Raw genomic sequence first — 24,631 nt, 5'->3', positions numbered from 1 at the left:
CCGCAAGCCCCGAATCCAGGCTCGTGTTGGCCGCGGCGATCACCCGCATCGCCAACAGCGAGTCACCACCGAGATCGAAGAACGAATCGTCGACCCCGACCCGTTCCAAGCCCAATACCTGGGCGTAGATCCCGGCCAGGATCTCCTCGGTAGGGCTGGACGGGGCCCGGTACCGGTCACCATCGGTGTATTCCGGTGCCGGCAGCGCCCGCTTGTCGAGCTTGCCATTCACCGTGAGCGGCAACGCCTCGAGCACTACCACGGCCGCGGGGATCATGTAGCCCGGCAGCCGATCGGCCAGCGCGGTCCGGGCTGCGGCCGGATCGACTGCCCCAGTGGATAATTCGGTGACATAACCGACCAGACGTTTGTCACCGGGCCGGTCCTCACGGGCGATCACCACCGCCTGCTCCACCCCGGCCACCTCGGACAGCGCCACCCGCACCTCACCGAGTTCGATGCGGTATCCGCGGATCTTGACCTGCTCGTCGGCGCGTCCGGCGTATCGCAGCTCGCCGTCGGTACCCCAGGACGCCAGGTCTCCGGTGCGGTACATCCGTTGCCCTGACGAACCGTTGTCGACGAACGGGCAGGCCACGAACCGCGATGCGCTCAGGCCGGGCCGACGCCAGTACCCGATGCCCTGGCCGGTGCCTGCCACATACAACTCCCCCACCACCCCGACCGGCGGCGGGCGCAGCCACTTGTCCAGCACAAAGAAACTGAGGTGGGTCAGCGGCACCCCGACCGGACTGAGCGTGCTGGCTGTGTCAGCCTCGACGATCTCCCGGAACGAGGCGTGCACCGTCGTCTCGGTGGTTCCGTACAGGTTCAGCAGGCGCGGCGACCCCGCAGGGTGGTTTATCACCCATGACTCCAGGCGCTGAGGTTCGAGCGCCTCACCGGCGAACACCACGGTCTTGAGCGTGAGCTTCCGGCCCAGATCGGGCTGCTGGGCCTCGGCTGCCTGCAGCGCATAGAACGCCGAGGGGGTCTGGCTGAGCACGGTGACCTGCTCGGTCACCAACAGCGCAAGCAGGTCCGGCGCCGAACGGGTCACCTCCTCGGGAACCACCACCAGCCGGCCACCGGCCAGCAGCGGACCCCAGATCTCGAACACCGAAACGTCGAAAGCGTAGGAATGCCACTGCGACCACACGCCCGCGCGCTCGACGTCGGCATCCAGCGACTCGAGCAGTTCGGTCACATTGTGATGCGTGATCGCCACGCCCTTCGGCACCCCGGTCGTACCCGAGGTGTAGATCAGATAGGCGATGTCATCGGAGGACGGCGTCGGCACCGGCGTCGCGGGGTAGGTCTCGATGCGGGCATCGTCAACACCGATAACAGGCACACCCCGCCCGTGCAGACGCTCCGCCAGACCGGCCGAGGCGATCGCCACGATCGGCGCGGCATCGGTGAGCATGAACTCGACCCGCGCATCCGGATGCATCGGATCGATCGGCAGATACGCCGCACCAGACTTGAGCACCGCCAGAATCGACACAATCGCCTCAACCGACCGGTTCACCAACAACGCCACACACCGACCCGGACCAGCACCAGAAGAAACCAACAAGTGCGCCAACCGATTCGACGCCTCATCCAACTCCCGATACGACACCGAACGACCCGCAAACGACACCGCCACCGCATCCGGAACCCGCTCCACCTGTACCGCAAACAACACCGGAATCGACACAGAACCCGACACCGACCGGGCGGCCGGCCGGTTCAGTGCCGCACGGTTGCTCCAGTCATCGAGCTGAGAGTGCTCGCCCTCGTCGAGCAGGTCCATCGACGACAAGCGCCGGGTGAGATCTGCGGTCATGACTGTCCCCCTGGTTCAGCGGTCAGCACCATGAGCACTCTCCTTAACCGCTCGACGAGCTTGTCGATGCTGGCAGCGTCGAAGACATCGGTTCTGAACTCCACCCCGCCACCGATACCGGCGGGCTCACCGTCGGGCGTCCACCGCTCGGACAGGGAGAACACCAAATCCATCCGCGCCGCGTGGGTTTCGGCGGACAGCGGCGTGATCTGCACATCCCCCAGCACGGCATCAACCGCGGGGTCGCCGGCGAAGTTCTGCCAGGCAAGGAGCACCTGCACCAGCGGATGGCGTGCCAGTGACCGGGCCGGGTTGAGGCGCTCCACCAGCGCGTCGAACGGCACATCCTGGTGATCGAACGCCGCCAGACTGCGCTGACGTACCTGACCCAACAGTTCGTCGATGGTCGGATCTCCCGCCAGGTCCACCCGCAGCACCAACGTGTTGACGAAGAAACCCACCAACTCATCGAGCTGGGGCTCGCCGCGGCCGGCTATCGCGATCCCCACCGCCACATCGGAACTGGCGCTCAGCTGCGACAGCAGCACCGCAAGTGCGGCCTGCACCACCATGAAGCTGGTCGCGTTGTGCTCCCGGGCGGTCCGGATTACCTGCTGGTGCAACTCCGCCGGCCAGTCGACGGTCACACTTGACCCGCGGTAGTCCGCCACCGGCGGATAAGGCCGATCCGTCGGCAACTCCAAGCACTCGGGCATACCGGCCAGTGCCTCCTGCCAGTACGCCAGCTGTCCGGAGATCACGCTGTCGGGATCCTCGTCGGATCCAAGCCAATCCTGCTGCCAGAGCGTGTAATCGATGTACTGCACCGGTAGCGGTGCCCAGTCCGGGGTCTGACCGGCGGATCGGCTGGCATACGCCACCCCGAGGTCGGACACCAGCGGGGTGACCGACCAGCCATCAGCGGCAATATGGTGTGCGACCGCCACCAGCACGTGATCATCCGGTCCCATGCGGAAAAGTGTTGCCCGCAGCGGGATCTCAACGGCCAGATCGAAGGTGTGACACACCGCCGCGTGGACGGCCTCCGACAGCTGCTCCGCCGTCCAACCGGCCGCGTCGACAACCTGCCAACCGAAGTCGGCCTGCTCGGCCGGCACGACCACCTGCCGGGGGATTCCCTCGACCGCCGGGAACAAGGTGCGCAGGCCTTCCTGGCGGCCCACCACATCGACCAGCGCCGTCCCCAGCGCCTCCACGTCCAGGGCCCCGCTGATCCGCAACGCGGTCGGCATGTTGTAGACCGGGGACGGCCCCTGCAACTGGTTGAAGAACCACAACCGTTGCTGCGCGTAGGACAGCGGCACCACCTCGGGCCGTTGCTGCGCGGCCAACGGGGTGCGGTGCCCCGACCCCGCACCGACCCGAGGCGCCAGTTCGGATATCGACGGGGCGTCGAACACCGCGCGCACCGCGAGGTCGGCATCCAGACTCGTGTTGACCGCGGAGATCAGCCGCATGGCCGACAGCGAGTCGCCACCCAGATCGAAGAACGAATCATCGATTCCGACCCGCTCCAGCCCCAGCACCTGTGCATAGATCACGGCGAGGATCTCCTCGACCGCATTGGACGGGGCGCGGTATCCGTCGCTGGTGTCGGCGTAGTCCGGTGCCGGCAGGGCGCGCTTGTCGAGTTTGCCGTTCACTGTCAGCGGTAGCTGCTCGAGTGCGACGATCGCCGCGGGCACCATGTAGCCGGGCAGCCGCTGCGCCAGCGCCGCGCGCACCTGCACCGCATCCGCGGCACCCGTGATGTAACCCACCAGACGCTTGTCACCGGGACGGTCCTCGCGGGCGATCACCACCGCCTGCTCCACCCCGTCCAGATCCGCCAAAGCGGTTTGGATCTCACCCAACTCGATGCGGTATCCGCGGATCTTGACCTGCTCGTCGGCGCGTCCGGCGTATCGCAGCTCGCCGTCGGTACCCCAGGACGCCAGGTCTCCGGTGCGGTACATCCGTTGCCCTGACGAACCGTTGCCGGCGAACGGGCAGGCCACGAACCGCGATGCGCTCAAACCACCGCGGCGTACATAGCCGACGGCCAAACCTGTTCCTGCCACATACAATTCACCCACCACACCGGTAGGTACCGGACGCAGCCACTTGTCCAGCACGAAGAACCCGAGATGCGTCAGCGGCACCCCGATGGGACTGACGGCGCTGCCGGTGTCACCGTCGTGGATCTCCCGGAACGAGGCGTGCACGGTCGTCTCGGTGATCCCGTACATGTTGATCATCCGCGGCGTCCCGGCGGGATGGTGGGACAGCCACGGCTCGAGCCGCTGAGGTTCGAGCGCCTCACCACCGAACACCACGGTCTTGAGCGTGAGCTTCCGGCCCAGATCGGGCTGCTGGGCCTCGGCTGCCTGCAGCGCATAGAACGCCGAGGGGGTCTGGCTGAGCACGGTGACCTGCTCGGTCACCAACAGCGCAAGCAGGTCCGGCGCCGAACGGGTCACCTCCTCGGGAACCACCACCAGCCGGCCACCGGCCAGCAGCGGACCCCAGAGCTCCCACACCGAGTAGTCGAAGGCATAGGAGTGGCACTGGGTCCACACGCCCGCGCGCTCGACGTCGGCATCCAGCGACTCGAGCAGTTCGGTCACATTGTGATGCGTGATCGCCACGCCCTTCGGCACCCCGGTCGTACCCGAGGTGTAGATCAGATAGGCGATGTCATCGGAGGACGGCGTCGGCACCGGCGTCGCGGGGTAGGTCTCGATGCGGGCATCGTCAACACCGATAACAGGCACACCCCGCCCGTGCAGACGCTCCGCCAGACCGGCCGAGGCGATCGCCACGATCGGCGCGGCATCGGTGAGCATGAACTCGACCCGCGCATCCGGATGCATCGGATCGATCGGCAGATACGCCGCACCAGACTTGAGCACCGCCAGAATCGACACAATCGCCTCAACCGACCGGTTCACCAACAACGCCACACACCGACCCGGACCAGCACCAGAAGAAACCAACAAGTGCGCCAACCGATTCGACGCCTCATCCAACTCCCGATACGACACCGAACGACCCGCAAACGACACCGCCACCGCATCCGGAACCCGCTCCACCTGTACCGCAAACAACACCGGAATCGACACAGAACCCGACACCGACCGGGCCAACACTGCACGGTTGCCCAACTCCTCGAGTCGCGACCGTTCTCCCTCGGCGAGCAGGTCCACCGAGGACACCGTGCGGTCCGGATCGGCGGTCACCGCGGCCACCACCCGCTGCAATCGATCGACCAGGATATGGATGCCGGCGGTGTCGAACACATCGGTGCGGAACTCCACCATCCCGGAGATCCCCGCATGCTCACCGTCGGACGTCCAGCGTTCGGAGAGCGACAACGCCAAATCCATCCTGGCCGTGTGTGTCTCCGCGGCGATCGGGCTGACCTGCACATCGCCCAATGTCAGGCCTGCGGCCGGATCGCTGTGCTGCCACGGCAGGTTCTGCCAGGCCAGCATGACCTGTACCAGGGGGTGATGGGTGAGGCTGCGAGTCGGATTGACCCGGTCGACCAACACCTCGAAGGGCACATCCTGATGCTCATAGGCCCCCAGTGCGCGCCGGCGCACCTGCGTCAACAGGTCGGCCACCGTGGGATCCCCGGCCAGGTCGACGCGTAGCACCAGCGTATTGACGAAGAAGCCGACCAGTTCATCGAGTTCGGGTTCGCCGCGGCCGGCGGTGGTAATCCCCACGGCCACATCGGAACTGGCGCTCAGTTGGGACAGCAGGATGGCCAACGCGGTCTGGACCACCATGAAGCTGGTGACGTTGTGTTCGCGGGCAACCCGGGCGATCTGCTGCTGTAGCTGCGCCGGCCAGTCCACCAGCACGCTGGCCCCGCGGTAGTCCGCCACCGGTGGGTAGGGCCGGTCGGTCGGCAGCTCAAGGCGCTCGGGCATACCGGCGAGCTCCTGCTCCCAGTACGCGAGCTGCTCGGTGATCCGACTGTCGGTGTCCTCCAGATCGCCCAGCTGTGCCCGCTGCCACAGCGTGTAGTCGACGTACTGCACGGGCAGCGGCAGCCAGTCGGGGGCCCGTCCCGAACTTCGACTGGCGTAGGCAGCCCCCAGATCTGCCACCAACGGCGCCACCGACCAGCCGTCGGCAGCGATGTGATGCACCACTGCCACCAGCACATGCTCGTCCGCACGGGTGCGGAACAGTGTGGCCCGCAACGGAATTTCATGCCCGAGGTCGAAACTGCGACCGGCCGCCGCGCCGATGGCGTCATCCAACTCATCCGGGGACCATCCACTGGCGTCGACGATCTGCCAACCGAAATCAGCCTGCTCGGCAGGCACCACGACCTGCCGGGAAATTCCATCGACCGACTGGAACACCGTGCGCAGGCCCTCCTGACGGCCCACCACATCGGCCAGCGCCGCTCCGAGTGCATCGGCATCCAGGTGCCCGTTCAGTCGCAACCCCACCGCCATGTTGTAGATCGGTGACGGACCCTGCAGTTGTTCCAGGAACCACAGGCGTTGTTGGGCGTAGGACAGCGGAATGTGTGGCGGGCGGGTCAGCACCTGAATCGGTGGGCGAGCCGCCCTCCCCTGGTTGCGGTCGAGGTAGTCGGCCAGGCGTCCGACGGCGGGGGCATCGAAGAGGTACCGCACCGGAACATCCCGGCCGAGTGCCGATTGCAACCGTGCGCACACCCGGGTCGCGATCAACGAGTCACCGCCGAGGGCGAAGAAGTCGTCATCGAGGCCGACCCGATCCAGGCCGAGCACTTCGGTGAACACTTCGGCGACGGTTTTCTCGGTCGGACTCTGCGGAGCCCGGAATGCCGTGGCGGCAAACACCGGCTCCGGCAGGCCTTTACGGTCGATCTTGCCCGACGTGGTCAGCGGGAACTCCTCGAGAACCACGATCTGGGTCGGCACCATGTACTCGGGCAACCGCGCACCCAACCACTGCCGCACCGCGCTGACTTTGCTGTTGGTGTCGGGGTCGTTGGCGTGCGTGCTGCGCTGCCTGGACTCGACGGCAGGCAGGTAGAGATCGGTCAGCACCGCGCGGTGTCCCCGTCCGGTGGTGTCGATGAAGACCGCGTCGACGGTGCCGGGTTCTGCACCCCACGTCACCGCGACCCGATAACCGTTGTCCTCACCGAGCCGATACAACTGTTCCGGGGTTACCGTGCCGTCGGGGGTGGGGAGAGCGTCACCCACCGACCGGCCTGCGGCCAGGGCCTGTTCGATCGCCACATCGGCGATCACCCCGCCGCGCGGAATCGCGGCAACCCGCACGACCGCCGGGCGTTGCGTCGTCAGCTCGGTGTGCAACCCGCTCAGGCCCGCACAGTGCTCCCACATCCACACCGGTGCACCGGCGAGCGAGCACACGACGGTCGGTGTCTTGTGGATGACGACGTCGTAGCGGTAACGGCTCAGCTCGTTGTCGGCCGTGCCGCGCTTGACCTCGATGCATACTCCGGCCGTCGCACCGTTGCCGGCCGCCCAGCTCGTGAAGAACTCTGGGGCCAAGAGCAATTCGGGCTCACCCAGCACAGCGCGCTGCACCTTCTGGCGGATCTCGTCGGTGTCGGCATCCGGGGCGCTGCGGGCCAGTGCGATTCCGGTCTGGAATGCACCCTGCAGACTGTGGTTTCGCACGTCGCCGATGAACAGGGCGCCGCCTGGCGCCAACAGTTCGACGGCCTTGTCGATGACCTCGGTCAGATATCCGGCGTTGGGGAAGTACTGGATGACGGAGTTGATGATGATCGTGTCGAAGTGCCCCAGCGGCAACCCATCGATCACGTCGGCCGGCTGTGCCTGCAACCGCACTCGATCGCCCCACGGCTGCCCGGCTACCGCGGCTTGTAGCTTCGCGATGGTCGGTGCGGAAAAGTCTGTGCCCCAGTACTCGACAGATTCGGGGGCCACCTTCGCCAGCATCAGGCCCGAGCCGACGCCGATCTCGAGCACCCGCCGCGGATTCAGACCGAGGATGCGATCCACGGCCGTCGACCGCCACTCGCCCATTTCCGGCAGCGGGATAGGCTGCCCGGTGTAGCTGCTGTTCCATCCCCGGAAGTCACTGCCGAACTCCACCACCTCGAGATCGGCGTCATACAGCTCGTCATAGATCTGCTGCCACTGATCGACGACTTCGGCCTCGTGATCGGCAGTGCTCGTGTGCTCGAGGCTGACGTAGGCAACAAGATGATCCGCCGACTCGCTGTGGAAGACGGTGGCCGCCGCCCGGGCCACCTGCGGGCAGGCGAGCAGGGTGTTCTCGATCTCCCCCAGCTCCAGTCGCTGGCCGCGCAGTTTGATCTGCGCATCGGCGCGGCCGAGGTACTCGAGGCTTCCCGCCGGGGTCCAGCGCACCAGATCCCCGGTGCGATACATGCGTGTTCCCGGGGCCCCAAACGGGTTGGCCACGAACCGGTCTGCGGTCAGATCGGGCCGACCCACATACCCCCGAGCCACCCCCGGACCGGCCAGATACAACTCACCGACCACTCCGACCGGCGCGGGGTGCATCCGCGCATCGAGTACCTGCGCGCACACGCCCGGAATCGGGGCGCCGATCCGCACCGGTTCGCCGGATGTGAGCGCACTCCAGATCGACCAGATGGTGACCTCGGTCGGTCCGTAGGCGTTGAACATCGCCCGACCGGGTGCCCACGCCGCCACCAGCTCCGCCGGGCACGCCTCACCACCGGTGACCAGGGTGGTCAATCCGTCCAGCCGGGTCCGGTCCAGCGTCGCCACCACCGTCGGGGTGATCAACGCAGCATCAACGCGCTGATCCTCGATCACGGCGGTCAATGCCTCACCGGCATAGGAATCCGGCGCTGCCACCACCAACGCGGCGCCGGAGGACACTGCCCACAACCACTCGAACACCGAGGCATCGAACGTCGGTGCAGCCACCATGAGAATCCGGGCGCCGCACGGTACGCCCCACAATTCGCGATGTGCCGCGGCTTCTCCCAGCAGACCCGCATGACTGATCGCCACACCCTTGGGTGTCCCGGTGGAACCGGACGTGAAGATCACGTAGGCGGCATCGTCGATATCCAACGGCGCCAACCGATCCACGTCGGTGATCGGCTCGGACGACCAGCCCGACAGATCGATATCATCGGTCCGCAGCACGGGTCGCGTCCCGGCACCGGACAGCGTGTCGGTGTCGCGAGTCAGCACACACACGGCGTCGACGGTGTCGAACACCGCGGCGATCCGCTCGGCCGGATGCGACCGATCCACCGGCACATACACCCCACCCGCCTTGAGCACCGCCCACCACGCCACCACCAACTCAGCACAGCGGCCCATCGCCACGCCCACCGCACGCTCGGGACCCACCCCCGCATCGATCAACACCCGAGCCAGCCGATTCGACACCTCATCCAGCTCCCGATACGACAACACCCGCTGCCCATCGACAACCGCCACACCATCCGGATCCGCAGCCACCGCCGCAACCAACAACTCCGAACCCAACCCCACCGGAGCACCAACCCCGACACCAGACCAGTTCTGCAGCAACAGATCCCGCTCATCAGCGCCCAGCAGACCCACCTCGCCCACCACCACCGACGAGTCCGCCACCACAACCTCAAGCACCCGACCGAACCAACCCACCAACCGCTCGATACTGGACCGGTCATACAGATCCGTCGCATAGGTGACCATCCCGGCAGCCCCTTCGCCGGGCACATCCCGCAGATCGATATCCAGATCCCATTTGGCGGTGTGGGTTTCGGCCACCAGTGCCTCGACCTCGGCGCCGGCCAGGGCGACTTCGGGGCGCACGTTGTTCTGGAACACCATCGCGACCTGGAACAACGGATGGTGCGACGTGGAACGCGTCGGGTTGAGCCGCTCCACGAGCCGCTCGAAAGGCACGTCCTGGTTGCTGTAGGCGTCCAACGCCTTCTGGCGCACCTGCTCCACCACATCGCTGAAGCGCAGCCCCGAACCAACCCTCACCCGCAGCACCCAGGTGTTGACGAAGAAACCGACCAACTCATCGAGCGCGGCGTCGGTCCGTCCGGCGATCGGGGTGCCCAGCGCCACGTCCTCGCCGACACCGGCCCGCTGCAGCACTACCGCCATCGCGGCCTGCAGCACCATCGACACCGTCGCGTTGTGCGCCGCGGCGACCGCCTTGACCCCGGCCCACAGTTCCTCGTCGATCTGGATCGGCACCCGGTCGCCGTGATAGCTGGGCACCGGCGGACGTGGCCGGTCGGCCGGCAACGACACCACCTCGGGCAGGTCGGCCAGCTCCCGGCGCCAGTACCCCAGCTGTGCAGCGATCACACTGTCGGGATCGGACTCCGAACCCAGCCAATCCTGCTGCCACAAGGTGTAATCGGCATACTGCACCGGCAACGGCGTCCACTCGGGAGCATGTCCGGCGCACCGGCTGGCGTAGGCCACCCCGACATCCCGCACCATCGGGGCCATCGACCAACCGTCAAACACGATGTGATGCAGGACGATCGCCAAGAGGTACTGCTCGTGACCCACCTGATAGATCTGGGCCCGGATCGGAATCTCGGCCGACAGATCAAAGCGGTACCCCGCCAACGACACCAATTCGGCGATTGCATCGGCCTCCGACACCGACACCATCGCCGGACCACCACGGCACCACATTCCCGCCTCGGCGGGCAACACCTTCTGGAAGGCGACCCCGTCACTGTCGGGGAATACGGTACGCAGCGACTCGTGCCGGGCGATCACGTCGTCGAGGGCTGTACCGAGTGCCTCCACATCCAGCACACCGTTGATCCGGAAGGCGGTCGGCATGTTGTAGGTCGCGGCCCCGTCCTCGAACCGGTTGAGGAACCACAACCGGCTCTGTGCGAACGACAACGGGACGACCGCGGGGCGCTCACCGGCCACCAGGGCTTTGCGGGTGTTGGAACCCTCCCCGATCCGGGGTGCCAACTCAGCCACTGTGGGTGCATCGAACAACGTCCGCACCGTCAGCCCGGAATCCAGACTGGTGTTGATCGCCGCGATCACCCGCATCGCCAGCAGTGAGTCACCACCGAGGTCGAAGAACGAATCGTCGACCCCGACCCGTTCCAGCCCGAGCACCTGGGCATAGATCCCGGCCAGAATCTCTTCGGTGGGGCCGGACGGGCCGCGGTACAGGGTGACGCCCTGGTAGTCGGGGATCGGCAGGGCCCGCGCATCCAACTTGCCGCTGACGGTCAACGGCAGTGCGTCGAGCACCACCACTGCCGCCGGCACCATATAGCTCGGCAACCGCTGCGCCAACGCGGCCCGCACCTGCGCCGGATCTGCCGTACCGGTGATGTAGGCGACGAGGCGCTTGTCGCCGGGGCGGTCCTCACGCGCGAGGACCACCGCCTGCTGCACCCCGGCCGCTCCAGCCAGAGCGGCGCGCACTTCACCGAGTTCGATGCGGTATCCGCGGATCTTCACCTGCTCATCGGCACGGCCCAGGTACCGCAACTGCCCATCGGGACCCCAGGACACCAGATCTCCGGTGCGATACATGCGGGTTCCGGCCCCGCCGAAGGGACACGCGAGGAATCGGGTGCCGGTCAACCCGGGACGACGTACATAGCCCACGCCCACACCGCGGCCGGCTACATACAGCTCACCGATCACACCGGGAGGAACCGGGCACAACCGATGATCCAGCACGAACAACGCGGCCGTCGATACAGGCGCACCGATGGGTACGACGTTGGGTCCGCCTTCTCGCACCGTCTTCAAGGGCGCACTCATCGACGCGTAGATCGTGGCCTCGGTCGGACCGTAGGCGTTGATCACCACGCGGCCCGGGGCCCACTGGTCCACCACGTCCGCCGGGCAGTCCTCGCCACCGAGCAGCAACGCCACCGAGTCCAGACCCTGCGGCGTGAGCGCGGCCACCGCCGACGGGGTCTGAGTCAGCACATTGACCCGTTCGGCCACCAGCAGGGCATGGAAATCGTTCGGCGACGTAGTCACCGCTTCGGGCACGACCACCAACCGACCGCCGGTCAGCAGCGCAGCCCAGATCTCCCACACCGAGAAGTCGAACGCGTACGAGTGGCACTGCGTCCATACCTGGTCCACCGGCAGGGAGGTGGGCATCGAGTCGGCGACATGTGCCAGGTTGCGGTGCGTGATCGCCACGCCCTTCGGGGTACCGGTGGTCCCCGAGGTGTAGATGAGATAGGCGAGGTCATCAGGAGTCGGCAACTCCGGCAACGACCCCGACGGGTCGGGGCCGGCGGATACTCGGGGGTCATCGATATCGAGGGTCGGCACGTCAGATCCGTGCAGCCGCTTCGCCAATTCGCCCGCGGTAAGCACCAGGACCGGGGCCGCATCGGCCAGCATGAACTGCATCCGCTCGTCGGGCACCACCGGATCGATCGCCAGGTACGCGGCCCCGGCCTTGAGGACCGCCAGCATCGCCACGACCGCTCGCCCTGAACGGTCGAGCAACAGCGCCACCGGGTCACCGGGACCCACCGCTGCACCGACCAGCGCATGCGCCAACCGATTTGAGGCTTCGTCGAGCTGCCGGTAGGTCATCGAGCAGCCTTCGAAACTCACTGCCACCGCATCCGGGGCCCGTAGCACCTGGGCGGCGAACAACGCCGGTATCGACAGTGCGGCATCCGCCTGGTTCAGTGCAGCCTGATTACCGGCCTGATCAAGTCGGGAATGCTCATTCCCGTCGAGCACATCGACCGACGAGACCGTCCGCGCCGGGTCAGCCGTGAACGCCACCAGTACCCGCTGCAGGCGTTCGACCAGAGTTTCTACGCTGGCGGCATCGAAGACATCGGTACGGAACTCCACTGTCCCGGAGATGCCGGCCGGCTCGCCTTCGGGGGTCCACTGTTCCGCCAGTGAGAACGCCAGATCCATACGAGCAGTGTTTGTTTGGGCTGACAACGGCGTGATTCGCACGTCACCCAAGGCCAGGTCAGCCGCCGGATCCCCACCGAAGTTCTGCCAGGCGAGCATCACCTGGATCAGCGGGTGGTGGGTCAGGCTGCGCGTCGGGTTGAGCCGGTCCACCAGCGCCTCGAAGGGCACATCCTGATGCTCGTAGGCACCCAGCGCCCGCTGACGCACCTGCGCCAGCAGGTCCGCCACGGTGGGATCTCCGGCAATGTCCACCCGAAGGACCAAGGTGTTGACGAAGAAACCGACCAACTCGTTGAGCGCCGAGTCACCACGGCCGGCGATCGGGAATCCCACGGCCACATCAGAGCTGGAGCTGTGCTTCGACAACAGCACCGCCAATGCCGCCTGCATCACCATGAAGCTGGTGACGTTGTGCTCGCGCGCCACCCGGGCAACCTGCTGTTGCAACTGCGCCGGCCAGTCCACCACCACACTGGAACCGCGGTAATCCGCGGTCGGCGGGTACGGTCGGTCCGTCGGCAACTCCAAGCGTTCGGGAAGTCCCGCCAACTCCTGCTCCCAATACGCGAGCTGACCGGCGATCACGCTGTCGGGATCGGATTCCGAACCCAACCAATCCTGTTGCCACAATGTGTAGTCGGCGTACTGCACCGGCAGCGGCATCCAGTCGGGGACCTCCCCGGCAGCGCGACTGGCATAGGCCATGCCCAGGTCCGCCACCAACGGTGTCACCGACCAGCCGTCGGCAGCGATATGGTGCACCACCGTCACCAGCACATGTTCATCCTCGGAAATACGGAAGAGTGTTGCCCGCAAAGGGATCTCGGTGGACAGGTCGAAGCTGTGGCGTACCAGCACGCTGACGGCATCCTCCAGCCGGCCTGCCGGCCAATCTCCGGCGTCGACGACCTGCCAACCGAAATCGGCCTGCTCCGGCGGTACCACCACCTGCCGCGGCACACCTTCGACCCCGACGATCAGCGTCCGCAGACTCTCCTGACGGGCGATCACATCCGCCAGAGACGCGCCCAAGGCCTCCGCATCCAGACTTCCCGTCAACCGCAGACCCACCGCCATGTTGTAGATCGGCGACGGCCCCTGCAACTGATCGAGGAACCACATGCGCTTCTGTGCAAACGACAGCGGAATGGCTTCGGGGCGTTCACCGGCGACCAAGGGTGCACGCCGGTCGGCACCCTCGCCGATACGCGGCGCCAACTGGGCCACCGTCGGTGCATCGAAGAGCGTGCGCACGGCAAGCCCGGCATCAAGGCTGCTGTTGACCGCGGCGATAAGGCGCATCGCCGACAGGGAATCTCCGCCGAGGTCGAAGAACGAGTCGTCCACCCCGACCCGGTCCAAGCCCAGCACCTGAGCGAAGGCCCCGGCCAGGATTTCCTGGGTGGGTGTACCCGGCGCCCGGTAATGATCGCCATCGGCATATTCGGGTGTGGGGAGGGCCCGCTTGTCGAGCTTGCCGTTGACCGTCAACGGCAACTGCTCGAGTGCCACCACCGCCACGGGCACCATGTAGCTCGGCAACCGCTCCGCCAACGCAGTCCGCACCTGCACCGGGTCCGCGACACCCGTGAAGTAACCCACCAGACGCTTGTCACCCGGACGATCCTCACGGGCGATCACCACTGCCTGATCCACCCCATCAAGGCCGGCCAAAGTCGTTCGGATCTCGCCCAACTCGATCCGGTATCCACGGATCTTGACTTGCTCATCGGCTCGCCCGGCATACCGCAGCTGCCCATCGGGGCCCCACGACACCAGATCCCCGGTCCGATACATCCGCTGCCCCGAAGACCCGTTGCCGGCAAACGGACACGCCACAAACCGGGACGCACTCAACCCGGGCCGGCGCACATAACCCACACCCACGCCCCGGCCCGCCACATACAACTCACCCACCACACCAGGCGGTACCGGGCGCAACCATCGATCCAACACGAACAACGCGGCACCCGGCACCGGGAAACCAATCGGAACGGCAGTCGGACCCGCCGCTCCAGCCTTACCCAAGGGCGCACTGACCGTGGCATACACCGTCGTCTCCGTCGGCCCATACCCGTTGATCATCACCCGACCCGGCGCCCACCGATCCACCACATCAGCCGGGCAGGCCTCGGCAGCCACCATCAGCGTGGACACCGACTCCAACCCCTCTGGCGTCAACATCCCTACCGCAGATGGCGTTTGACTCAACACCGTCACCCGCTGCTCAACCAGCAGCGCATGCAGATCCTCGGCCGAACGCGTCACCCGATCGGGAACCACCACCAGGCGGCCACCGTGCAACAACGCCCCCCAGATCTCCCACACCGAATAGTCGAACGCCAACGACGAGCACGCGGCCCACACCTGCTGCGGACCCAACACCACACCCACGTCAAGACCATCAAAAAGCCGCGTCACATTCCGATGCGCAACCGCTACACCCTTCGGAACACCCGTCGTGCCCGACGTATAGATCACGTGCGCAACATCATCGGCATCCGGCAACGGCAACGCAGTGTCGGCCTGAGAAGCAATGCGCGGATCCTCCACGTCGACAACCGCCACACCGCACCCACGAACCCGCTCAGCCAACGCCGCCGTGGTCAACACCGCCACGGGCCGAGCGTCACCCAACATGAACTCGACCCGTGCATCCGGCACCACCGGATCAACCGGTAGATACGCCGCCCCCGATTTCAGGACACCCAAAATCCCTACGACGGCCAATGCCGACCGCTCCAACAACAACGCCACACACTCACCTGGGCCGGCGCCCTCGGAAACCAGCAAGTGCGCCAACCGATTCGACGCCTCGTCCAGCTCCCGGTACGACACCGAATGCCCGCCGAAGCTGATCGCCACCGCGTCGGGGGCCTGCGCCACCTGCGCCGCGAACAATCCCGGAATCGAGTGCTCGGCCACCGGCCGCGCCAAGACGGCCCGGCGCCCCAACTCGTCCAGTCGCACCCGCTCGGCGACAACCAGCAGATCGACAGCCGACAACGGCTGCGTGGTATCGGCCGTGATCGCCACCAGCACCCGCTGCAACCGGTCGATCAGAGTCTGAATGCCGGCCTCGTCGAACACATCGGTGCGGAACTCCACCATCCCGGAGATCCCGGTGGGTGCACCCGTACTGTTGTAGTGCTCAGCCAGTGAGAACACGAGATCTGTTCTAGCGGTTTGTGTTTCAACCTCCAACGGAGTGGCCTCGACGTCGCCCAAGGTCAGTCCGGCGGCTGGATCGCTGTGCTGCCACGGCAGGTTCTGCCAGGTCAGCAGAACCTGCACCAGGGGATGGTGGGTGAGGCTGCGGGTCGGATTGAGCCGGTCCACCAACACTTCGAAGGGCACATCCTGATGCTCGTAGGCGTCCAGTGCGCGTTGACGCACCTGGCTCAACAGGTCGGCCACGGTGGGGTCTCCGGCCAAGTCGACGCGTAGTACCAACGTGTTGACGAAGAATCCCACCAACTCGTCCAAGGCCGACTCGCCACGACCGGCCGTGGCGATACCCACTGCCACATCGGAACTGGAGCCCAGTTGGGACAACAGCACAGCCAGCGCGGCCTGCACCACCATGAAGCTGGTCGCATTGTTCTCGCGAGCCACCCGGGCGATCTGCTGCTGCAACTCGGCAGACCAGTTGACCGCCACGCTGGAACCCCGGTAGTCCGCGACGGGCGGGTATGGCCGGTCCGTCGGCAACTCCAGGCGCTCGGGAAGGCCCGCCAGTGCATCCACCCAATAGGCCACCTGCGCCGAGATCACACTGTCGGGATCAGAGTCCGAGCCGAGCCAGTCCTGCTGCCACAACGTGTAGTCCGCGTACTGCACCGGTAGCGGCGCCCAGATCGGTGCCCTGCCCCCGCACCGGCCGGCATAGGCCACGCTCAGATCCGCCACCAGCGGAGCCACCGACCAGCCGTCGGCCGCGATGTGGTGGACGACGGCCGCCATCACGTGCTCGTCTGCACTGATCCGAAACAGCTTGGCCTGCAGGGGGATTTCGTTTGTCAGGTCGAAGCTGTATCGCGCCGTCGCAGCGATCGCTTCATCCAGCCGATCGCCCGACCACGCAGTGGCGTCGACCACTTTCCAGCCGAAGTCCACCTGCTCTACCGGAAGCACCATCTGTCGGGGGACACCGTCGACCGCGGTGAACAGTGTCCGCAGGCTTTCCTGACGAGCGATGACATCGGCGAAGGCCGAACCGAGTGCGTCGACGTCCAGAGTCCCCCGAAGTCGCAGTGCGACAGCCATGTTGTAGATCGGGGACGGACCCTGCAACTGCTCGAGGAACCACAACCGTTGCTGGGCATACGACAGCGGCAGGACTTCGGGACGCTGCTGCACGCTCAGCGGTGGGCGATCTGCGCTGTCCCGATGCCGGTCCAGGAAGTCGGCAAGGCCTCCGACGGTGGGCTCGTCGAACAGGTACCGCACCGGCACCTCCCAACCGAGCGACGCCTGCAGCCTCGCGCTGACCCGAATGGCGATCAACGAATCGCCGCCGAGGGCGAAGAAATCATCGTCGAGACCGGCCCGGGCGAGCCCCAGCACGTCGCTGAACACCTCCGCGACGATCTTCTCCGTGTGGGTCTGCGGGGCCCGGAAGGAGGTGGCAGTGAACGTCGGTTCGGGCAACGCCTTTCGGTCGATCTTGCCTGAGGAGGTCAGCGGGAACTGTTCGAGAACCACGATCTGGGTCGGCACCATGTATTCGGGCAGCTGGTCGACCAACCACTGGCGGACGTCACCGACCTTGGCATTGGTGCGGGGATCGTTGGCATATCCGCCGTGCTTACGGGCATCGGTGGCGGGCTGGTAGAGATCGGTGAGCGCCGGCATCGGCTCGCCGTCGACCGCCAGAATGAATACGGCGTCCAGCGTGCCGGGCTGCGTACCCCAGGTGACCCCGACGTGATATCCGGCGGCCTCCCCGAGCCGGTACAGCTGTTCAGGTGTGACGACATCCTCAGCAGTGGCAATCGCGTTGGCATGGACGAGCGCCTCGGCGAGCGGAAGCCCGGAAGCGAGGGCCTGTTCGATCGCGACATCGGCGATCACCCCGGCCCGGGGAATCGAACTGACCCGCGCCGTCGACGGATGTCGGGCCGTCAACTCGGCGTGCAACCCACTCAGACCCGCACATTCCGCCCAAGCCCAGTCGGGCGCACCGGCCAGCGAGCACACCTGGGCAGGCGTCTTGTGAACGACGACGTCGTAGCGGTACCGGGTCAGCTCATTGTCCGCTTCGCCCCGTTTGACCTGGATACCCACACCGCCCACCGCAGGATGCTCTGCGGCCCAGCCGGTGAAGAACTCTGGGGCCAACAGCAACTCGTGCTCGCCCACCGATGCGCGTTGTACGCGCTGACGGATATCGTCGGTGTCGGTTCCGGTACCGCTGCGCGCCAGTGCGATTCCGGTCTGGAATGCACCCTGCAGACTGTGGTTGCGCACGTCTCCGACGAACAGGGCGCCACCTGGCGCCAACAGTTCGACGGCCTTGTCGATGACCTCGGCCAGATATCCGGCGCTCGGGAAGTACTGGACCACAGAGTTGATGAGCACGACATCGAAGTACTCCTGCGGGAGCGCCTCGGTGACGTGCGCGGGACGGGTCGACAGTTCGACCCGTTCTCCCCACGACTGCCCGGCGACCTCGGCCTGCAGTTTGGCGATGGTCGGTGCGGAAAAGTCTGTGCCCCAATACTCCACACATCTAGGGGCAATCTGCGACAGCATCAGACCCGAGCCGACGCCGATCTCGAGCACCCGCCGCGGTTGCAATGCCAGGATCCGCTCTACCGTCGTCGAACGCCATTCGGCCATTTCCGGCAACGGAATCGGATCGTCGGTGTAGCTGCTGTTCCATCCCCGGAAATCGTTGCCGAACTCCACCACCTGGAGATCGGCGTCATACAGTTCGTCGTAGATGTTCTGCCACTGGTCGACAACCTCTGCGTCGTTACCGGCGGTGCTGGCCTGTTCGAGGCCGATGTAACCGACGAGGTGATCGACGCCGGTACTGCTGCGATGTATCGTCGCTGCCGCCTGGGTGACGTGTGGGCAGGCGAGCAGGGTGTTCTCGATCTCCCCCAGCTCCAGTCGCTGGCCGCGCAGCTTGATCTGCGCATCGGCGCGGCCGAGGTACTCGAGGCTTCCCGCCGGCGTCCAGCGCACCAGATCCCCACTGCGATACATGCGCGATCCGGAGGCCCCAAACGGGTTGGCCACGAACCGGTCTGCGGTCAGATCGGGCCGGCCCACATACCCCCGAGCCACTGTCGGACCGGCCAGGTACAACTCGCCGATCACGCCGACCGGGACCGGATTCAACCGGGTGTCGAGCACCAGCGCAGACGTGCCCGGAACCGGGGCGCCGATCCGCACCGGTTCGCCACTCGCGAGCGCACTCCAGGTCGACCAGATGGTGACCTCGGTCGGTCCGTAGGCGTTGAACATCGCCCGACCGGGTGCCCACGCCGCCACCAGCTCCGCCGGGCACGCCTCGCCACCGGTGACCAACGTGTCCAGTCCATCGACGCGGGCCGGGTCCAGCGTCGCCAGTACCGTCGGGGTGATCAACGCGGCATCAACACGCTGGTGCTGCAAAACCTTGTGCAGGGCTTCGCCGGCATAGGAATCCGGCGGCGCCACCACCAACGCGGCGCCGGAGGATACCGCCCACAACCACTCGAACACCGAGGCATCGAACGTCGGTGCCGCCACCATCAGCACCCGCGCGCCGGGGCGGACCCCGAGTTGCTCGCGATGCGCGGCGGCCACCCCCAGCACACCCGCATGGCTGATCGCCACGCCCTTGGGTGTCCCGGTGGAACCGGACGTGAAGATCACGTAGGCGGCATCGTCGATCGCCAACGGCGCCAACCGGTCTGCATCGGTGATCGGCTTGGACGACTGCTCCGCGAGGTCCAACACCCCCATGTCCAACACCGGACGCACGCCGGCCCCGGCCACATCGTCAGCACCGACGGTCAGTACGCAGACCGCCTCCACGGTGTCGAGTACGGTGGCGATCCGCTCGGCCGGATGCGACCGATCCACCGGCACATACACCCCACCCGCCTTGAGCACCGCCCACCACGCCACCACCAACTCAGCACAGCGGCCCATCGCCACGCCCACCGCACGCTCGGGACCCACCCCCGCATCGATCAACACCCGAGCCAGCCGATTCGACACCTCATCCAGCTCCCGATACGACAACACCCGCTGCCCATCGACAACCGCCACACCATCCGGATCCGCAGCCACCGCCGCAGCCAACAACTCCGAACCCAACCCCACCGGAGCACCAACACCGACACCAGACCAGTTCTGCAGCAACAGATCCCGCTCATCAGCATCCAGCAGACCCACCTCGCCCACCACCACCGACGAGTCCGCCACCACAACCTCAAGCACCCGACCGAACCAACCCACCAACCGCTCGATACTGGACCGGTCATACAGATCCGTCGCGTACGCGACCGTGCCGGCCGCCATCAGCTCACCACGATTCTCGCCGGGCGTCGCCTTCAGATCGAAGAGTGCACTGGCGTGCCCGCTGTGCAGCTCACGTAGATCGAATTCGAGGTCGAACCGGGCGGTACGAATGTCGGCTGTCAACGGTTCGACGCTGAGCTCCTCCAGCGCGATCTCGGGGCGGACATTGTTCTGGAAGGCCAGGGCCACCTGGAACAACGGATGGTGCGAGGTGGAACGCGTCGGGTTGAGCCGCTCCACGAGCAACTCGAACGGAACATCCTGATTGGCATAGGCATCCAGCGCCTTCTGGCGTACCCGCTCCACCACGTCGCTGAACCGCAGTGCCGGCTCAACAGCCACCCTCAGCACCCAGGTGTTGACGAAGAAACCGACCAACTCATCGAGCGCCTGATCGTTGCGTCCGGCGATCGGGGTGCCCAGCGCCACGTCCTCGCCGACACCGGCCCGCTGCAGCACCACCGCCATCGCGGCCTGCAGCACCATCGACACCGTCGCGTTGTGCGCCGCGGCGACCGCCTTGACCCCCGCCCATACCGGCGGGGCGATGCTCATTTCGACCGCGTCTCCGCGGTAGCTCGGTACCGCCGGCCGGGAACGATCCCCCGGCGGAGACACCACCTCGGGCAGGTCGGCCAGCTCCCGACGCCAGTACCCCAGCTGTGCAGCGATCACGCTGTCGGGATCGAACTCCGAACCCAGCCAATCCTGCTGCCACAGAGTGTAATCGGCATACTGCACCGGCAACGGTGCCCAATCCGGACCCCGGCCGTGGAGCCGAGCCCGATATGCCACGCCCACATCCCGAGCCATCGGCGCCATCGACCAACCGTCAAAGGCAATGTGATGCAGCACAATTCCGAGCACATACTGCTCGGGGCCCAGCTCGTAGATCTGGATCCTGATCGGGATCTCGGCGGCCAGATCAAACCGGTAGGCCGCCAAAGCCATCAATTCGTCGGCCAGATCGGACTCCGGCACCCGTACCACCGCGGGCCCGCTGCGCCGCCACAATCCCGCTTCGGCAGGCAGCACCTTCTGGAAGGCCAGGCCGTCGACTTGCGGAAACACCGTGCGCAGTGACTCGTGCCGGGCGATCACATCATCGAGCGCCGATGCGAGTGCTTCCACATCGAGGGCGCCGTTGATCCGGAAGGCGGTCGGCATGTTGTAGGTCGCGGCCCCGTCCTCGAACCGGTTCAGGAACCACAACCGGCCCTGTGCAAACGACAGTGGAATGGCTTCGGGGCGTTCACGGGCGATCAAAGGTGCACGCCGGTCGGCACTCTCACCGACGCGAGGCGCCAACTGGGCCACCGTCGGTGCGTCGAAGAGCGTGCGCACGGCAAGCCCGGCATCCACACTGGTGTTGATCGCGGCCACCGCACGCATCGCCAGAATGCTGTCGCCACCGAGGTCGAAGAACGAGTCATCCACCCCGACCCGCTCCAATCCCAGCACCTCGGCGAAAATGCCGGCCAGGATCTCCTCGGTGGGCGTGCTCGGCGCCCGGTAATGGTCACCATCGGCATACTCGGGGGCAGGCAGCGCGCGCTTGTCGAGCTTGCCGTTGACCGTCAACGGCAACGCATCGAGCACCACCACTGCCGCCGGCACCATGTAGCTCGGCAACCGTTGCGCCAACGCGGCCCGCACCTGCGCCGGCTCGGCGGTACCGGTGATGTAACCGACGAGGCGCTTGTCGCCGGGGCGGTCCTCACGAGCGATCGCCACGGCCTGTTCGACGCCGTCCAGATCAGCCAAAGCTGTTTGGATCTCGCCGAGTTCGATGCGATATCCGTGAATCTTGACCTGCTCATCAGCCCGCCCGGCATACCGTAACTGCCCGTCGGCGGCCCACGACACCAGATCCCCGGTCCGATACATCCGTGAACCGTCACCGCCGAACGGGCACGGGACGAACCGTGAGGCAGTCAACCCCGGGCGGTGCACATAGCCCACACTCACGCCTCGACCGGCGACATACAGTTCGCCCACCACGCCCGGAGTCACCGGGCGTAGCCACTGATCGAGCACAAACAGCGCAGCGCCCGGTACCGGCACGCCAACCGGGACGGAACTCGAACCGGGAACCAGCGGAGTGCTGATCGTGGCGTACACCGTCGTCTCGGTCGGCCCATACCCGTTGATCATCACCCGGCCCGGCGCCCACCGATCCGCCACGTCCGGTTGGCATGCCTCAGCAGCCACCATCAACGCCGCTACCGAATTCAACTGTTCAGGATCCAGAACACCTACAGCAGAGGGAGTCTGGCTCAGCACCGTGACCCGCTCCTCGACCAGGAGCGCCTGCAGCGCCTCGGGCGACCGGGTGGTCTGCTCGGGCACCACGACCAGGCGTCCGCCATGCAGCAGCGCTCCCCAGATCTCCCACACCGAATAATCGAACGCCAACGACGAGCACTGAGCCCACACCTGACCCGGACCCATCTCGACACCTACATCGAGGCCATCGAAGAGCCGAGTCACGTTCTGATGAGTGACTGCAACGCCTTTCGGTGTTCCCGTCGTCCCCGATGTGTAGATGATGTGTGCCATGTCATCAGCAGACGGGACTGCCAGGGCCGTCGTCGGTTGCACGGCGACCCGCGGATCAGCCACATCGATGACTGCCACGGCACAACCGTCCAGTCGCTCAACCAACGCGGTTGTGGTCAGCACTGCCACCGGCGCGGCGTCTGTCACCATGAATTCGATTCGGGCATCCGGCACCGCCGGATCAATCGGCAGATATGCCGCTCCCGACTTCAATATCCCCAAGATCGCAACAACCGCGTCAGCCGAGCGCCCCGAAAGCAGGCCCACACAGGTACCCGGGCCGGCACCCTGACTGATCAACAAGTGTGCCAACCGATTCGATGCCTCATCCAGCTCCCGATACGACATCGAGAGACCGTCGAAGCTGACCGCCAACGAGTCTGGGGCCTTAGCCACCTGCGCCGCGAACAATCCCGGAATCGACTCTTCGACCACCGACTGCCTCAAGACCGCCCAATGACCGACCGTTCCGAGTCGCGAGCACTCATCGCGATCCAAGACACCCACCGACGACAGCGCCCGCAACGGATCCGCCGTCATCGCCCTCAGCACCCGCTCCAACCGGGCGGCCAGTTCAGCGACCTCGAAATCCGAGAACGGCTGTCCGGACCCCATGGCGCTGAGGAACAGTTGATCGTCGGCGCCTGAGAAGATCAGTCCGAATCCCCCTACGACACCGGCGTTGGTCAATGTCGCCGAAGCCTCCACCCCAGCGAAATCCAGCGTGAACGTCGAAGGAAGGAAATTCACACTGACCCGACTGGACAGCTTGCCCGCTCCTCGCGGGTTGACCTTGCGCTCAAGCACATGCTCAGGGAATCGTTGATGCTGCAATGCTTCTCGGATTCGATTGTCCACATGCTGGCAGAAGTCCGCGATCGACGTCCGTGGCGAGGTGTGGATCACCAACGGCACCACCCCGGCCACCATCCCGGGAAACGTCTTCGACTCAGGGGTCACTCGCCGGCTGACCGGGAAATCCAGCACCACATCTGAGTTCTGTTGCCCCCATGCCCGCACCAGGAGTGCACTCGCCGCGGTGAGGATCGAGGATCGAGGGATGTTCCTCAGCTCGGCGAACTGCTCGACCCGACGAAGGATGTCGGGATCCAGTTGTACCGGCGATGCGGCCCAGTCCGGCTCACGGAGATCGGCCGACTGCGGGGTCGAAAACTGCGACTCGCTGTCGGCCGGGAGGTTGCCGGTCCAGTAAGACTCATCTATGCGGTACTGATCGGACGCTTCGTACTCCGATTCGGAAGCGACCAGGTCGGACAGTGAACCGAACAACGTGGAAGATACGGGCTCGCCGTTGACGGTCGCGGAGTAGACGGACGCAACGCGATGGCCGATCAGCGCGATGCCGGTGCCGTCCACGACGATGTGGTGACAGCACGCGATCAGGAAGTGTTCATCTGTACGTGTCTGGAATAGTGCGAACCTGAACAGGGGCCCGGTCAACGGCATCGGGGTGTGTTGGATTGCCGCCGCCAGGTCGTGCGCCTCCTGAACAGGGTCGTCCGTGTCGCGGATGTCATAGAAGTCCAGCGCGACGTCCGAGTAGTCGACCACTCTCTGGAAAACCTGACCGTCCACTTCGAAGAACCTGGCGCGCACGGGTTCGGCCTCACGGATCACCCGACGGATCGCCCATTCAAGGACGTCACGTTCGACCGCGCCTGCGATTCTCACGAACAGGCCGAGTTGCCACTCCGTACCGGAGTGCGCCATGCCCTGCGCCAGCCAGATGTCAAGCTGGGCGCGTGTTACCGGCAGCCATTGCTGATCCTGCTGCATCGGATTCTCCCACCGC

General features: G+C 66.0%; 1 protein-coding gene and 1 pseudogene. Both read right to left on the bottom strand.

Translation table 11 applies throughout. The annotated features are described in order from the left end of the window. Positions 1-13: 13 nt before the first annotated feature. Positions 14-1,798, bottom strand: a pseudogene (locus G6N44_RS29975) (non-ribosomal peptide synthetase); the annotation flags it as partial. Between the two features lie 29 nt (positions 1,799-1,827). Further along, entirely contained in the window at positions 1,828-24,615 is a 22,788-nt protein-coding gene (locus tag G6N44_RS29785) for a non-ribosomal peptide synthase/polyketide synthase (protein ID WP_163667210.1), read from the bottom strand. Between the last annotated feature and the right edge of the window lie 16 nt (positions 24,616-24,631).

The sequence above is a fragment of the Mycolicibacterium alvei genome (assembly GCF_010727325.1).
GTDB lineage: Bacteria > Actinomycetota > Actinomycetes > Mycobacteriales > Mycobacteriaceae > Mycobacterium > Mycobacterium alvei.
The sequence above is the reverse complement of the archived record's forward strand: the minus strand, read 5'-3'. Positions and strand labels throughout refer to the sequence as shown.

Excerpts from the sequence above, each read along its gene's own strand:
- G6N44_RS29785 (WP_163667210.1), bottom strand. The coding sequence starts at position 24,615 with ATGCAGCAGGATCAGCAATGGCTGCCGGTAACACGCGCCCAGCTTGAC.